Source organism: Amycolatopsis umgeniensis (assembly GCF_014205155.1).
Lineage (GTDB): Bacteria > Actinomycetota > Actinomycetes > Mycobacteriales > Pseudonocardiaceae > Amycolatopsis > Amycolatopsis umgeniensis.
Genome location: NZ_JACHMX010000001.1, coordinates 3,642,529 through 3,657,313, shown reverse-complemented (window position 1 = coordinate 3,657,313; position 14,785 = coordinate 3,642,529). Strand labels below are relative to the sequence as shown.

13 protein-coding genes are annotated in these 14,785 nt (G+C 68.9%); 5 read left to right on the top strand and 8 right to left on the bottom strand.

Annotated features, from left to right (window positions below):
- The first annotated feature begins 32 nt into the window (after positions 1-32).
- Positions 33-431 carry a winged helix-turn-helix transcriptional regulator gene (locus HDA45_RS16865; protein WP_184896389.1) on the top strand — a complete coding sequence of 133 codons (399 nt, stop codon included), beginning with the start codon at positions 33-35 and terminating at the stop codon, positions 429-431.
- 95 nt (positions 432-526) lie between these two features.
- On the top strand, positions 527-2,044 hold the full coding sequence (locus HDA45_RS16860; RefSeq protein WP_184896387.1) for an alkaline phosphatase family protein: 1,518 nt from the start codon (positions 527-529) through the stop codon (positions 2,042-2,044).
- An 89-nt stretch (positions 2,045-2,133) separates the two neighbouring features.
- On the opposite strand, the gene thiD is transcribed toward HDA45_RS16860, so the two are convergent.
- The 3 genes from thiD to HDA45_RS16845 form a co-directional block, all read right to left on the bottom strand.
- On the bottom strand, positions 2,134-2,952 hold the full coding sequence (gene thiD / locus HDA45_RS16855; RefSeq protein WP_184896385.1) for a bifunctional hydroxymethylpyrimidine kinase/phosphomethylpyrimidine kinase: 819 nt from the start codon (positions 2,950-2,952) through the stop codon (positions 2,134-2,136).
- 34 nt (positions 2,953-2,986) lie between these two features.
- Entirely contained in the window at positions 2,987-4,630 is a 1,644-nt protein-coding gene (thiC, locus tag HDA45_RS16850) for a phosphomethylpyrimidine synthase ThiC (protein WP_184896383.1), read from the bottom strand.
- Positions 4,631-4,790: 160 nt separating this feature from the next.
- Positions 4,791-5,381, bottom strand: a complete 591-nt coding sequence (locus HDA45_RS16845) for a LysE family translocator (RefSeq protein WP_184896381.1) — start codon at positions 5,379-5,381, stop codon at positions 4,791-4,793.
- A 157-nt stretch (positions 5,382-5,538) separates the two neighbouring features.
- On the opposite strand from HDA45_RS16845, the gene HDA45_RS16840 reads away from it, so the two are divergent.
- Complete coding sequence (locus HDA45_RS16840) at positions 5,539-7,722, top strand: glycoside hydrolase family 15 protein (RefSeq protein ID WP_184896379.1); 2,184 nt, start codon at positions 5,539-5,541, stop codon at positions 7,720-7,722.
- A 218-nt stretch (positions 7,723-7,940) separates the two neighbouring features.
- Here the strand turns inward: HDA45_RS16840 and HDA45_RS16835 are convergent, their stop codons facing one another.
- On the bottom strand, positions 7,941-8,513 hold the full coding sequence (locus HDA45_RS16835) for a peptide deformylase (RefSeq protein ID WP_184896376.1): 573 nt from the start codon (positions 8,511-8,513) through the stop codon (positions 7,941-7,943).
- A 157-nt stretch (positions 8,514-8,670) separates the two neighbouring features.
- Here HDA45_RS16835 and HDA45_RS16830 point away from each other — a divergent pair, with 157 nt between their 5' ends.
- Both HDA45_RS16830 and HDA45_RS16825 read left to right on the top strand, forming a co-directional pair.
- On the top strand, positions 8,671-8,982 hold the full coding sequence (locus tag HDA45_RS16830; protein ID WP_005160574.1) for a DUF3263 domain-containing protein: 312 nt from the start codon (positions 8,671-8,673) through the stop codon (positions 8,980-8,982).
- Entirely contained in the window at positions 8,979-9,608 is a 630-nt protein-coding gene (locus HDA45_RS16825) for a LytR C-terminal domain-containing protein (RefSeq protein WP_184896374.1), read from the top strand. Before HDA45_RS16830 ends, HDA45_RS16825 begins: the two co-directional genes overlap by 4 nt.
- A 53-nt stretch (positions 9,609-9,661) precedes the next feature.
- On the opposite strand, the gene HDA45_RS16820 is transcribed toward HDA45_RS16825, so the two are convergent.
- From HDA45_RS16820 to HDA45_RS16805, 4 genes are all read right to left on the bottom strand, one after another.
- Entirely contained in the window at positions 9,662-11,941 is a 2,280-nt protein-coding gene (locus HDA45_RS16820; protein ID WP_184896372.1) for an AAA family ATPase, read from the bottom strand.
- Between the two features lie 308 nt (positions 11,942-12,249).
- The gene (pssA, locus tag HDA45_RS16815) at positions 12,250-13,221 is read right to left on the bottom strand and encodes a CDP-diacylglycerol--serine O-phosphatidyltransferase (protein ID WP_184896369.1); all 972 of its coding nucleotides are present in this window, start codon (positions 13,219-13,221) and stop codon (positions 12,250-12,252) included.
- Positions 13,222-13,224: 3 nt separating this feature from the next.
- On the bottom strand, positions 13,225-13,953 hold the full coding sequence (locus HDA45_RS16810; RefSeq protein ID WP_184896367.1) for a phosphatidylserine decarboxylase: 729 nt from the start codon (positions 13,951-13,953) through the stop codon (positions 13,225-13,227).
- A 464-nt stretch (positions 13,954-14,417) separates the two neighbouring features.
- Entirely contained in the window at positions 14,418-14,708 is a 291-nt protein-coding gene (locus HDA45_RS16805; protein WP_184896365.1) for a GlsB/YeaQ/YmgE family stress response membrane protein, read from the bottom strand.
- Positions 14,709-14,785: the final 77 nt, after the last annotated feature.

Below are 14,785 nucleotides of genomic sequence, written 5' to 3'. Positions count from 1 at the left end.
CAGAAGGCACTTATGGGTAAACTAGGTACCTGATGGAAACCACCTGTGAAGTGCCGGAATCGCCGTGGGACATCTACCTGCGGAACTGTCCGTGCCGAGACGTCCTCGATCTGCTCGCCAACAAGTGGACCGCGCTCGTGCTCGGCGCGCTGTCGCGGCGGCCGCACCGGTTCGGTGAACTGCGCCGTGCCGTCGGCGGGATCAGCCAGAAGATGCTGACCCAGAACCTGCGCGCCCTCGAACGCGACGGCCTGGTCACGCGGACGGTGTACCCGACCACGCCGCCGACCGTCGAGTACGCGCTGACCGAACGCGGCTCCAGTGCGGGCACCTTGCTGATGGCGGTCAGCGAATGGTCGGTCGGCAACTTCGACGGGATCCTCGAGTCCCGGAAGAGTTATGACTCGCGGGTGATGGAGCCCGTCGGCTGAAGTCCTTCGCGGCGGCACGCGGACTTCATCGGGAAGACAGTTCGGCGCACTAACTTGACGAACAATTGGTTCGAACAAGTTATCCGGAGGCTTTCGTGCGCAGAACGCTATCCCTCCTGTCGGCCCTGGTGGCCGTCGCCGGGCTGACCACCGGTGTCGCCGCGGCTGCGGCCAAAACGCCGAAAGTGCTGGTCATCGGCCTGGACGGCGCCCGGTTCGACAAGCTGATGGCCGCGGACACCCCGAACGTCCACGCGCTCGTGAAACGCGGATACGCCTCGCGCAGCTCGCTGTACGGCAGTGGGATGGCGCCGACGGTCAGCGGTCCCGGCTGGTCCACGATCCTCACCGGCGTCTGGCCGGACAAGCACAAGGTGAAGGAAAACTCCTTCGCGGGCAACGATCTCGCCGCGCATCCGAGCTGGCTCGCCCGCGCCGAAACCGCGAACCCGGCGCTCGACACCTACGCGGCCGTCGACTGGACGCCGATCGGCGACAAGATCCTGCGTACCGGCCAGGACCGCAAGTTCGTCCAGAACGGTGACAGCGCCGGCTACGAGAAGACCGACGAGCAGGTCGCCGTCGACGCGGAAAAGCACCTCAAGCAGGACAAGGCCGACGCCTCGTTCGTCTACTTCGGACAGACGGACATCGCCGGACACGACCACGGCGCCGATTCCTCGCAGTACGCGGCCACTTTGCGCACCGATGACGCGCTGATCGGCCGTCTGCTCGCCGCCGTCGACGCGCGCGCGAACCGCGCTGACGAGGACTGGCTGATCATGATCTCCGCCGACCACGGGCACACGGCGTCGGGCGGTCACGGCGGCGACAGCCCCGAGGAACGGATGACGTTCGTGATCGCCGCGGGCGGCGCGGTTCCGGCCGGAACCCCCGCGGTGGCACCGAAGATCGTCGACATCGCGCCGACGGTGCTGCGGCACCTTGGCGTCACGGCTCCGGCGGTCTACGACGGCTACGCGCTCGGCGCGGCGCCTTCGGACGTCTTCGACTCGGCGGTCTTGAAGCCCCGGCAGGACGAAACCGGTGTCCCGGCGGGAGTCCTCGGCTGGACGCACGACGCGCCCGGCGGCTGGACCGTGCGCAACGCCGCCGGGATGCCCGCCGGGGTGACGGAATGGCAGGGCTGGGCCTTCACCAACGACGACTTCTGGACCCGCACGGCCCCCGGCCAGCAGCGTGAGGCGAACGCACGGGCGCGCGGCGTCTTCGCGGTCGCGGACCCGGACGAGTGGGACGACAAGGGCTCGCCCTCCTCACGCGGCACCTTCGACTCTTCCCTGGTCTCGCCCGGTCTCGACGTCACCGGAAAGTCCACTGTGGACGTCTCGTTCGTCTCGCACTACCGGCAGGACGGGACGCAGCGTGGCGCGCTGACGGCGTCGTTCGACGGCGGGCCGGAGCAGAACGTGCTGGCCTACGGGCCGGAGTCCGGCACCGCGAACAAGGGCGGCGACGTGCTTTCGGTGCCGACGTCGGCCTCGGTCAAGGTGCCCGCGGGAGCGCGTTCGGTGAAGCTGACCTGGCGGCTCTATGCGGCGGGGAACAACTGGTACTGGGCGGTGGACGCCCCGCGCATGACCGTGCGGTAGCCCGGTCGCACGCGAGCTCGGCCGGGTGGTTCGTGGATGCGGGTCCGTGAAGGGCCCCTTGCCTACCCTGAAGGTAGGGAAGGGGGCCTTCACGGGCTGAGCCGCCAGAAGGGCGAAACCGGCCCCACCCCGGCCCCCAGCGGGTACGACTCCGCCACGCACCGCTCGATGAACCGCTTCCCCTCCGCGACGGCGACCGGAACCTCGGCCCCCTTCGCCAGCGAAGACGTGATCGCCGAAGCCATCGTGTCCCCGCCGCCATGCGTGTTCCGAGTGTCGAAACGCGGCCCGCGCAGCTCGATCCAGGACGTGCCGTCGGACAGCAGGTCGACGCAGTCCTGAGCCGCGTCGAGATGTCCGCCCTTCACCAGCACCCACGCCGAACCGAACTCCAGCAACGCTTCCGCCGCCTCCCGCTGGGTCGCGGGCCCGGTCACGTGCACGCCGGTCAGCAACCGCACCTCGTCGAGGTTCGGGGTGATCAGCGTCGCGCGCGGGAAGAGTTCGGTGCGGATCGCCTCCAGCGCCTCCTCGCGCAGCAAGGCGTGCCCGGTCATCGACGCGGCGACGGGGTCCACGACGAACGGCGTCGAAGTGTTCCGTCCGATGTGGACTTCGTCGAGAGTCTTCGCGACGGCGTTGATGATCTCGGCCGTCGCGAGCATCCCGGTTTTCGCCGCGTCGACACCCATATCGGTGGCGACGGCCTTGATCTGGCCGGTGACGACGTCGACCGGGATCTCGCTGAAGCCCTGCACACCCAGCGAGTTCTGCACGGTGACGGCGGTGAGCGCGACCATTCCGTGCACACCGTTGGCGAAGAAGGTGCGCAGATCGGCCTGGATGCCCGCACCACCACCGGAATCCGATCCGGCGATGGTGAGGGCGGTCCGGGGTGCTGTGTTCACGGCGCCTCCGCTGGAGGGAGTACGTCGGCGCGTGTCACTGATTGACCACCGGCAGGTAGACCTTGTTGCCCTGCTCGGCGAACTCGCTCGACTTCTCCGACATGCCCGCTTCGATCGCTTCCACAGTGGACAGTCCGTGTTCCTCGGCGTACTTGCGGACGTCCTGCGTGATGCGCATCGAGCAGAACTTCGGCCCGCACATCGAGCAGAAGTGCGCCGTCTTCGCCGGTTCCGCGGGCAGCGTCTCGTCGTGGTACGCGCGGGCGGTGTCGGGGTCCAGCGACAGGTTGAACTGATCGTTCCAGCGGAATTCGAAGCGGGCCTTGGAGAGCTCGTCGTCCCACTCCTGCGCGTACTGGTGACCCTTGGCGAGGTCTGCGGCGTGCGCGGCGATCTTGTAGGTGATGACGCCGGTTTTGACGTCGTCACGGTTCGGCAGGCCGAGGTGTTCCTTCGGCGTGACGTAGCAGAGCATCGCCGTGCCGTACCAGCCGATCTGCGCCGCGCCGATCGCCGAGGTGATGTGGTCGTACGCGGGCGCGATGTCGGTCGCGAGCGGGCCGAGGGTGTAGAACGGCGCCTCGCCGGTCAGCTTCTCCTCGAGTTCGACGTTCTCCTTGATCTTGTGCATCGGCACGTGGCCGGGGCCCTCGATCATCACCTGGACGTCGTGGTCGCGGGCGATATGCGTGAGCTCGCCCAGCGTTTCCAGTTCGGCGAACTGCGCGCGGTCGTTCGCGTCGGCGATCGAGCCGGGACGCAGGCCGTCGCCGAGGGAGAACGTGACGTCGTACTCGCGCAGGATGTCGCACAGTTCGGCGAAATTGGTGTACAGGAAAGATTCCTTGTGGTGCGCGAGACACCACGCCGCCATGATCGAGCCGCCGCGCGACACGATGCCGGTGACCCGGCGCGCGGTCAGCGGGATGTAGCGCAGCAGGACACCCGCGTGCACGGTGACGTAGTCGACACCCTGTTCGCACTGCTCGATGATCGTGTCGCGGTAGACCTCCCACGACAGCTTTTCCGGCTCCCCGTTGACCTTCTCGAGCGCCTGGTAGATCGGCACGGTGCCGACCGGGACCGGCGAGTTGCGGACGATCCACTCGCGCGTTTCGTGGATCCGCTTGCCGGTGGAGAGGTCCATGATCGTGTCGGCGCCCCAGCGGGTGGCCCACACCATCTTGTCGACCTCTTCCTCCACAGAGGACCAGACGGCCGAGTTGCCCATGTTGGCGTTGATCTTCACCAGGAAGTTCTTGCCGATGATCATCGGCTCGGTCTCCGGGTGCTTGCGGTTGGCGGGGATCACCGCGCGGCCGCGCGCGACCTCGTCCCGCACGAATTCCGGCGAGCAGCGCTCGCGTGCCGCGACGTACTCCATCTCGCGGGTGATGACGCCTTGTTTCGCCCAGCCCAGCTGGGTGTTGTGCTCACGACCATCCGCCCAGCCCGCGCGCAGCCGGTGAAGTCCACTGTGGACGTCGATCTGCGCGTCGTCGTCGGTGTACGGGCCGGAAGTGTCGTAAACGTCGAAATGCTCGCCGTTGGAAAGATCGATCCGCCGGGCGGGGACCCGGAGACCGGATTCCGTCTGGTTGTAGACCTTGCGGGAACCGGTGATCGGCCCCGTGGTCACGGTCGGCGTGATGTTCTGGGCATTCTCAAGCGTCGTCAACGACGTTCACTCCCTACGCCGGCATTACCCGGTCAGGTTCATGCGGTCGGCGGCGCCGGGTCTTCCAGAAAGACTCCAGCCGCCCTCTCAGCCCGCCATGGCGCGAGCTCCCGCGGTTGTTTGGTTGTGCCCCGACCATGCCACGCCGGGGCTCGGACAATCAACCCTCCAAGGCGACGGTCACTCCGAAGCCGACCAGAACGCCGCCGGACGTACGCTCCAGCCACCGTTTGACGCGATCGCGGCGCAACCACCCGCCCAGGCGCGTGACCAGCAGGGCGAGCGACGAGAACCAGACGATGTCGACGGCGATCCACACCGCGACGCACAGCAGCAGCGGCCACGGCCCGGCGCCGGCGGGCACGAACTGCGGGAGGAACGAGATGGCGAACACGCCCGCCTTCGGATTGCTCACGTTGATCAGGAAGCCGGAACGGAAGCCGCGGCCGGCGGGTTCGGCGTCGTCGGAGGGCTTGGCGAAGAACAGCGCCTTGACGCCGAGGTAGATCAGGAAGACGGCGCCCGCCACGCGCAGGACGTCGTAGGCGATCTGTGAGGCGAGCAGCAGCGCGGTGAGGCCGAACACCGCCGCGAGGCCCCAGAACGCGATGCCCGCCTCGATCCCCGCGATGGTGGCGAACGCGTTCCGGCGCGAGCCCTTCGCCGACTGCTTGATCAGCATCACCGTCGCCGGGCCGGGGACCATCGCGATGAGGAAGGCGGCGGGGATGAACGCCGGCAGGTTCGGCATCCCCCGATCGTCGGACACACGGCTGCCGCGAGCAACGCAATTCCGTGCGGCGACATGTCGACAGCGTTAGCGGTTCACCGGTTTGGAGCATGTGCTCGCGGGGGATTCACGACAGAATCCCGGGGGTTCTGCACCGTTACAGAAGTCTGGGGTGGATATGCGAAAACTCATGCTCCCGGCACTGGCAGGCGTGCTGATCGCGGGCCTGGTCCCAGCGGTCGCCGAAGCCCAGGGCAGGGAAACACGGGGCGGTGAGGCGCCCGGTGCGCCCGGCGCCCATCCGAGCTGGCTCCCGGCGAACAAGACCGGCTTCGGCACCGCCCGCGATCGGGCGAGCAACGTCTGGTTCACCCTCCAGGGCGGCCGGATGTCCGAGGTCTACTACCCGGATCTGTCCACGCCGAGCGTGCGCTCGCTCGACCTCGTCGTCACCGACGGGAAGAGCTTCGCCACCGTCGATTCGTCGGCGAAGTCCCAGCAGGTGCGCCGCACCGACGGCCTCACCTACGAGCAGACCATCACCGACGACCAGCGCCGCTGGAAGCTCCGCAAGACCTACGTCACCGACACGGCACGCGCGAGTGTGCTGATCGACGTCGACTTCGTTTCGCTGACCGGACGCCCGTACCAGGTGTACGCGGTCGCTGATCCCGATCTCACCAACGAAGGCTCCGACGACTCCGCGCGCTCGAACGGGACGAACGCTGTCGCGTCCGACACGAAGACCTCGGCCGCGCTGGCCGCGGAACCGGCGTTCTCGCGGACGTCCGTGGGGTACTCGGGTTCCTCCGACGGCATCACCCAGCTGACGAAGTCCTTCAAGCTCAAGGACTACGCGAGCGCGGCGAAGGGCAACGTGCTGCTCACCGGGCAGACGTCCGCCGACGGTGTCCGCTCGCGGGACTTCACGCTTTCACTCGGTATGGGCGCGAAGGATTCCGAGGCGCTCACCAACGCGAAATCCTCGCTACGGCGCGGATTCGCCGACGCCGCCCGCGCGTACGACCGCGGCTGGAAGCAGTACCTCCGCCAGGTGAAGGACGTCCCGTCGTCCCTCAAGACCGAGCAGGAGCGGGATCTCTACCAGGCGTCCGTGCTGATGCTCGCGGCGAGCGAGGACAAGATCCACCAGGGGGCGCTCATCGCGTCGCCGAGCATGCCTTGGCGGTTCGGGAACAACGACCCGGAATGGTCGCCCTCGGGCACGTATCACCTGGTCTGGCCCCGTGACCTCTACCAGATCGCGACCGGCCTGCTCGCCGCGGGCGACCGCGACGCCGCCAACCGGTCGGTCGACTACATGTTCGGCACGCAGCAGCTGCCGGACGGGCATCTGCCGCAGAACAGCCACGTCGACGGCACGCCGTACTGGACGTCCATCCAGCTCGACGAGACCGCGCTGCCGATCGTGCTCGCGCAGCAACTCGGCCGTACCGACGCCAAAACCTGGCGGGGCGTGCGCAAGGCGGCGGAATTCCTGGTGTCCTACAAGGCGGACAACGGGCACGCTTCGCCGTACAGCCAGCAGGAGCGCTGGGAAGAGCAGGACGGTTACTCGCCCTCGACGATCGCCGCGGTGATCGCCGGACTGGTCTGCGCGGCGGATCTCGCCAAGGCGAACGGCGCCGCCGCCGACGCGAAGCGCTACCTCGACACCGCCGACGCTTTCAAGGCGAAACTCGCCCAGTGGACGGTGACCACGAACGGCCCGCTGTCGAAGGACCCGTACTTCGTCCGGCTGACCAAGGACGGCAACGCGAACAACGGCACGAAGTACAACCTCGGCAACTCCAGCGTGACGATGGACCAGCGTGCCGTGACCGACGCGGGCTTCCTCGAACTGGTGAGGCTGGGGATCTACCGGGCCGATGATCCGGTGATCCGCAACAGCATCGACGTCACCGACGCCGACATCGCTTTCACCACCCCGACCGGTCAGTTCTGGCACCGGTACACGAAAGACGGATACGGCGAGAAGGCCGACGGGTCACCCTGGGACTACACGTTCCCGGCCGAAAGCCGGACCACTTTCGGGCGGCTCTGGCCCCTCCTCGCGGGTGAGCGCGGCGAGTACGATCTCGCCGCCGGTGACCGGAGGACGGCCGCGAAGCGCCTTCGTGACCTTGGCCGCGTCAGCAGCTCCGGCGACACCATGCCGGAGCAGGTCTGGGACGAAAACGCGCCTTCGGGCCAGACGGGCTTCCCGGCGGGCACTCCGACGGCGTCCGCGACACCGCTGGCCTGGACGCACGCCCAGTACCTCCGGCTCGCCTGGTCGGTGGAGGCCGGGAAGGTGATCGAGCAACCGCGGGTGGTGCGCTGCCACTTCCTGGGGTGCTGATCGCTCTGTTGTTTATCGCGCTCTGTTGTTTATCGCGCTGCCGTGATCGCGCTGCCAGGGCGCTCCTTGGGCTGGAACGTCACGTTCCGGACAGGGGCGCCCTGCCATCGCGATCACGGGGCCTTGCGGCCAAGAGGCGCGACTTCAAAAGATCAAAAGACCTTGGTCATGTCGGCTGTGGTCACCAAGGGGCAGTCGTCGGGTCAGGCGCCGTCGGGTCAGTCGTCGGCGGGGTCGTGGTCGGGGTTGGGGAGCCATGAGTTGCCCGGAACACCCCACTGGTTCGCCTTGAGCATCTTCTTCGCCGCCCGGGCGTGGCGCCCGACAAGTCGGTCGAGGTAGATGAAGCCGTCCAGGTGGTCGGTCTCGTGCTGAAGGCAGCGCGCGAGGTACCCGGTGCCCTCGACCTCGATCGGATTGCCGTCGGCGTCGAAGCCGGTGACCTTCGCCCACGAAGCGCGGCCTGTCGGGTACGACTCACCGGGGGCGGACAGGCAGCCCTCCCAGTCGTCGTCCGGGTCCGGCATCGTCTCCGGGATCTCCGAGGTCTCGAGCTTCGGGTTCACCACGACGCCCTTGTGACGAGTGCCCTCGTCGTCAGGGCAGTCGTAGACGAACACGCGCTGGTCGAGGCCGATCTGGTTGGCCGCGAGGCCGACCCCTTCGGCGGCGTACATGGTCTCGAACATGTCGTCGATGAGCGTGCGCAGCTTGTCGTCGAACTCGGTGATCTCCCGAGTCGGGTTGTGCAGCACGGGCTCGCCGGCGATCACGATGGGATGGACGGTCACGCGCGCAGTTTAGTCGGACCCTTCTGGTAGACCCTTACCCATGACGCGCCGACGCCGATACCGAGGCCGGGCGCCGGATCCGTGGTCTAATGGCGCCGCGGAATGACAAGCCTGTGGTTTCACGCCGCCGAGCACTGACCTGATTGCGAGGAGTCGGATGGACGCCGCGGAGTCGATGGCCGAGCCCGACCAGCCGTCCCCGTCGGAGACCGTGAACGGCCTCAGCGAGCGCGAGCTCGACATGCTCGCTTTCGAACGTCAGTGGTGGAAGTACGCCGGCGCGAAGGAACAGGCGATCCGTGAACGCTTCTCGATGTCGTCGACGCGTTATTACCAGCTGCTGAACCGGCTGCTCGAGAAGACCGAAGCCATGCAGGCCGATCCGATGCTGGTGAAGCGCCTGCGGAAGACGCGAGCGGCCCGGCAGCGCAATCGCGCGGCCCGGCGACTGGGGATCGATCTCTCATGAGTCTGTTTTCGGGCCTGTCCCGGCCGATGAAGGCCGCCGGACTGGCCTTGGTCGGTGTCGCCGTGATCGCCGCCGTGATCGGCGCGATCACCCTGACCAGCGGCGGCGGTGACTCGGATACGGCCACGCCGCCCGGCACCACGCCCACGACCTCGGACGGCGCGACACCGCCGTCGTCGACGGGCTCGCCTCCGGCCAGCTCACCGCCCGCCTCGACGGCGCCGCCGTCGAGCCCGCCCGCGAGTTCCGCGCCGCCGGCCAGCCAGCCGGGGCAGACAGGCCAGCCCGGGCCGAGCCAGCCAGGTGGCGATCAGCAGGCGTCGCACAAGTGGGTGACAGTGCGCGTCTACAACAACAGCCTGATCCAGGGCCTCGCCGAGCAGGCCGCGAAGGACTTCCGCGCTTCCGGCTGGAACGTCTCCGAGGTCAAGGGCTATCCGGGCAAGCTCCCCGAGACGGTGGCCTACTACCGGCCGGGCACCGACGAGGAAGCGGCCGCGAAGGCGTTGGCCCTCGAGTTCGGATTCCGCGCCGAGCCGCGGTTCGCGGAAATCCAGCACATCGGCCCGGGCGTGATCGTGATCGTCACCAAGGACTACAAGGTCAACGACAAAAGCGGTTCCTAGCGCATACGCGAAAGGCCCTCTTCCCACCTTGTGGAAGAGGGCCTTTCGCGTACTCATTTCTGGTTCTGGGCGTAGGCCTCCAAGGCCGCCAGCTGGGCCGGGTCGAGCGAAGGCCGCACCGCTTCGGCGGCCTTCGCCAGATGTGCGGCGGTGACCTCCTTGGCCGCCAGCGACTCCCGCATCGCGGTCAGCGCCGCTTCCCTGATCAGCGCCGCGCAGTCCGCCGCGGAGTAACCGTCCAAAGTGGTCGCGTACGCCGCCAGGTCCACATCGGACGCGAGCGGCGTGTTCTTCGCGCTGGCGGCCAGGATCGCCTCACGCGCGTGCGCGTCCGGCGGCGGGACGTAGACGCGGCGCTCCAGCCGTCCCGGCCGCAGCAGGGCCGGGTCGACCAGTTCCGGCCGGTTCGTCGCGCCGAGGACGACGACCTCGCGCATCGGCTCGACACCGTCCAATTCGGTCAGCAGGGCCGCGACGACCCTGTCCGACACGCCCGAGTCCGAAGACTGACCGCGGCGCGGGGCGAGCGCGTCGATCTCGTCGAGGAAGATCAGCGACGGCGCGGCCTCGGCGGCGCGGCGGAAGAGTTCCCGCACCGCGCGTTCGGACTCGCCGACCCATTTGTCCATCAGTTCGGCGCCCTTGACCGCGAAAACGTTCAGCGCGCCGGTGCCTGCGAGCGCGCGCACCAGGAATGTCTTGCCGCCACCGGGAGGCCCGTACAGGAGCACGCCGCGCGGCGGATCGACGCCGAGGCGGGCGAACGAATCGGGGTAGCGCAGCGGCCACAGCACCGCCTCGGTGAGCGACTGCTTGACGTCGGTCATGTTGCCGACGTCGTCGAGGGTGAGCCCGCCGGTGGCCAGATTGTCCGAAGTGGACATCGAAATGGGGCGGACGGTGGTCAGCGCGTCGAGCAGATCCTGCTGGGAGATCCGCGGCTCCTCGACGTCGCGCTGCCGCAGCGCGGCGCGGAGGGCGGCGTCACGGCGGAGCGCGATGAGGTCGGCGGCCACGAAACCGGGGGTGCGCTCGGCGATCGGGCCGACGTCGACGCCCGACTCCAGCGGGGCGTCGCGCAGGAGCACGCGCAGCAGTTCCGTGCGGGTCTTGGCGTCCGGGAGTGGCAGGCCGAGTTCGCGGTCGAGCAGGTCGGCGGCGCGCAGCCTCGGATCGGTGGACTCGGCCCGCCCGGTGGTGGCGATGACCGCGAAACCCTTGCTGCGCAAGGCCTTGCGCAGGTCGTCGAGGACGACCGTCGCGAGCGGAGGCGGCTGCGACGCGGGCAGCAACGCGTCGATGTCGGTGATCAGCAGGACGGCGGGGTCTTCGTCGCGCGTGGCCTGCTCGATCGCCTCACGCAGCCGCGCGGCGGCCACGTTCGGATCGAGGACGGCGATGTTCGGCGCCGCGAGCGAGACCACTCGCACCTTCTCGGCCTGCGCCACGGCGCGGACCAGCGTCGCCTTCCCGACGCCTTCCGGGCCGGACAGCAGGACACCGAGATGCGCCGACGTCCCCAGTTTGGCCAGCAGCTCCGGGCGGTGGAAGGCCAGGTCGAACCATTCGGCGAGCTTGCGCGCGGCCGATTCGGATCCGGCGAGATCCGACAGGGGAGGCACGGATTCCTCGGCGATTTCTTCGAGTTGTTCGTCTTCGACGATCTCGGCGTCGATGAAATCCTCGTGCGGAGTCGAGGGTGTGCTGCGCACCAAGGTCGTCCCGGCGCGGGCCGGGGCGGCGGCGGGCGCGGCCTCGCCGGTGCGGGCGCCGTCGCGCCAGCTGACCACTGTGGACGGTCCGACGGCGACCGGCCCCGACGGTTCGGTGGCGGTGACGGTGAGCAACTCGTTCGTCCACGTCATGCCGATGGCGCGGGAAAGCTGGCCGCGGACCGCGGAGACGTCGGAGCCCGGCGCGGGCGCGAGATCCTGGGGGAGCAGGGAAACCGCGTCGCCGACGGTCAGCACCTTGCCGATCAGGGCGAGCCGCAGGGTGTGCGGGGAGAGCGACACGCTGGCCATCCGCGAACCCGACACGGTGACCGTCTTCGCCGCCGACACCTCCGCCGGCGCGACGACCACCTCCGAGCCCTCGGTCACGCCGAGGTTCGACATCGTGACGTCGTCGAGGAGGATCACGCCCGGGATCCCCTCCGCCTCCGACGGGGCGGCCAGCGCGGAACTGACCCGCGCGCCGGTGAGGCGGACGGCGTCCCAGGCCATCAGGCCGAGCGCGTCGAGGACTTCGGGGTGCAGCCGGACGACGCCGCGGCGGGAGTCCAGGGCGGACGGAGTGTGCCGGACGGTCAGCGTGATCTGGGGTGCGCTCACCCCGCCACCCTATCCACGCGGATCGTTCCCAGCGGTCGAAGGACAGGATCTCGCGGGGTCGCGCTCCCGGTGGCGTTGCGAAAGCCACGTTCGCAACCTTCAACGTTGCGAACGTGGCTTTCGCAACGTCCGGACCCGGCGAGCGGGTGAGCGATATTCGCGTTTGTCCCCAAGTTGTCCACAGGATCACCCCGTTGTGGACAACCCCCGCTCCCGGCCCCCGTCTCCCCGGCTCCCGTCAGAGGGTCCCGATACGCTGGGCGCGGGGCCGTCCCCCAGGGACGGGCGGGGGGTGGGGGTACGCGAGGTCAGCGTTTCCGCAGGCCGATCCGCCGCCATGAGCGGCGTCGGGGGCCTCGGCTGCCGTCGCGGTCCTTGTCATTGGTGAGGGTGCGCGGGGCGCGCGCGACGTGCTGTTCGCCTCGCTGCAGCCGGACGCGCTGGGCGGCACCGGCCACCACGCGCCGCAGCGGCGGGCGCAGGCCCAGCCGGCGGCGGCTCGACGAACGCCGGATCGCGCGCCGTTCCCGCGGCGGCGCCATCCACGCCTCCGGATGGTTGGCGAGCCAGCGCTGCCGGTACACCGAGTACGGGATGTGCGCCAGGTACAGCACCAGCGCGATCGCCAGCGCCACCAGCGGGAACTGGATGATCGCGGCGGCCAGCAGACCCACCCCGACCAGCAGCGGCGCGATAGCCTTCGCCGGCGCCTTCACCGTCTTCAGCGAAAGCGTCGGGATCCGGCTGATCAGCAGCGCGGCGACGGCGATCGTCCACACCCACACCGTGTACTGATGCGACCACCAGCCCTGCCCGAACTGCAGCTCCAGGATCAGCGGCAGCATCGCCAGCAGGCCACCGGCGGGCGCGGGCACGCCGACGAAGAACTCGCCCGCGTACGGCGGCTGCTCGGTGTCCTCGATCAGCGTGTTGAACCGCGCCAGCCGCAGGATCATGCAGACCGCGAAGATCAGCGACGCCACCCAGCCGATCCGCTCACCCTCGGCGTGCCAGACGTACAGCACCAGCGCGGGCGCGACACCGAACGAGATGCCGTCGGACAGCGAGTCGAGCTCTTGGCCCATTTTCGACGTCGCGTCCAGCAGCCGCGCGATCCGGCCGTCGAGGCTGTCGAGCACCGCGGCGATCCCGATCGACGCGATCGCCATCGGATAGTTGCCGATCAGCGCGAACTGCACCGACGACAGACCGGCGCACAGGGCGAGCACCGTGATGGCGTTCGGCAGCAGCCGCACGCCGGGAGTGGTCACGCGGACCATGGATCAGCCTTCCGAGTGCGGCGCCGAGGGCAGCTCGGCGATCGGGGTCTCGCCGCCGATCGTGCGCTGGCCCTTCGAGACGAGGACCTTGCTGCCCGGAGGCAGGTACAGGTCGACTCGCGAGCCGAAGCGGATGATGCCGTACGTCGAGCCGACGCCGACCTTGTCGCCCTCGCGGATTTCGCAGAGGATGCGCCGCGCCACCAGGCCGGCGATCTGCACCACGACGAGCTCGTGGCCGTCTTCGGTGCGCATGAGCACGGAGTTGCGCTCGTTGTCCTCGCTCGCCTTGTCCAGGTCCGCGGACAGGAACTTGCCGGGCCGGTACGCGACCCGCTCGATCACACCCGACGCCGGGATCCGCTGGACGTGCACGTCGAACACCGACAGGAACACGCTCACCCGCATCCGCGGTTCGGCGGACAGCCCCAGCTCGGGCGGCGGCACGGCCTCCTCGATCAGCGAGACCAGACCGTCCGCCGACGCGACCGCGAGGCCGGACTGGGCGGGCGGGACACGCTTGGGCTCACGGAAGAACGCTGCCGTGGCGGCCGTCGCGAGCGCGCCGACGACGCCGAGGCGCTTGGAGAACCTCCGCAGCACCAGCGTCGCGGCGAGACCGCCGAACACGAACGGCCTGCCGGCCGGGTGCATCGGCGGAACGGTCTCGCGGGCCAGCTTCACGGCGTGCGCGAGTGGGTTACCAGTGGATTCCGGCCGGTTGCCGCTCATTGGTCGGGTTCACCGCAGTTCGTGTCGGGGGGTTGGGGCATGAAGAGCCACCACGCTACCGCCCTGTCCAGGGCCGGGCCGTGGCCTCCCCCGGAAGGGTTTCCCCGGCCCGGGTGGGAGGGACCACATCCCGGTAACGGAAGGTGGAAATAAGCGATAACTCTAGGTAATTGATGCCGATCGCCGACCTTGAGGACCCGCGAATGCCCGCCAGCCCGGACCCCGCAGGCGAGCGACTCGCCGAGCTGTTCCGAGCCTGGAAGAGGGACATCTCGGCGGCGCCGATGCCTTCGCTCATCGACCCCGTCCGCGCCGCCTCGCTCATCGCCGAGGCACGGACGTCCGGATGCATATGCCCCCCGACGGCACATGCACCCGGACGCGGCCACTGGAACTGAGCGAACGTCCCACTCTAGTTCGCCGGAAGCCCGTGATCGCCGGTCGCGAGAAAACCGTTACACCGATCACCGGCGATACGGCGGCCGCGAGTCGCGCCGCCCGGAACCGCGCACCAGCCGCAGCAGGGCGAGCAGCACGATCGAGCCGAGAATGGCGACGCCGAAGCTGGGGAAGTCGAACTCGAAGGACCGTTCGGTACCCGTCGCCAGGCGGTAGATGAAACCACCGAGCGCCGCGCCGAGCACGCCGATCAGGATGCTGAACAGGCAGCCACTCCGCCGGTCGGGGCCGCCGACCACGACGTTGGCCAGCCACCCGGCGATGGCGCCGAACACGATCCACGAGAAGAAACCCATGCCCCGAGATTACCGACGCGGATGGAGTAGCGCACAAGAAGACTTGTACAAGAGCTATTGTGCAACTACTGTTGTGC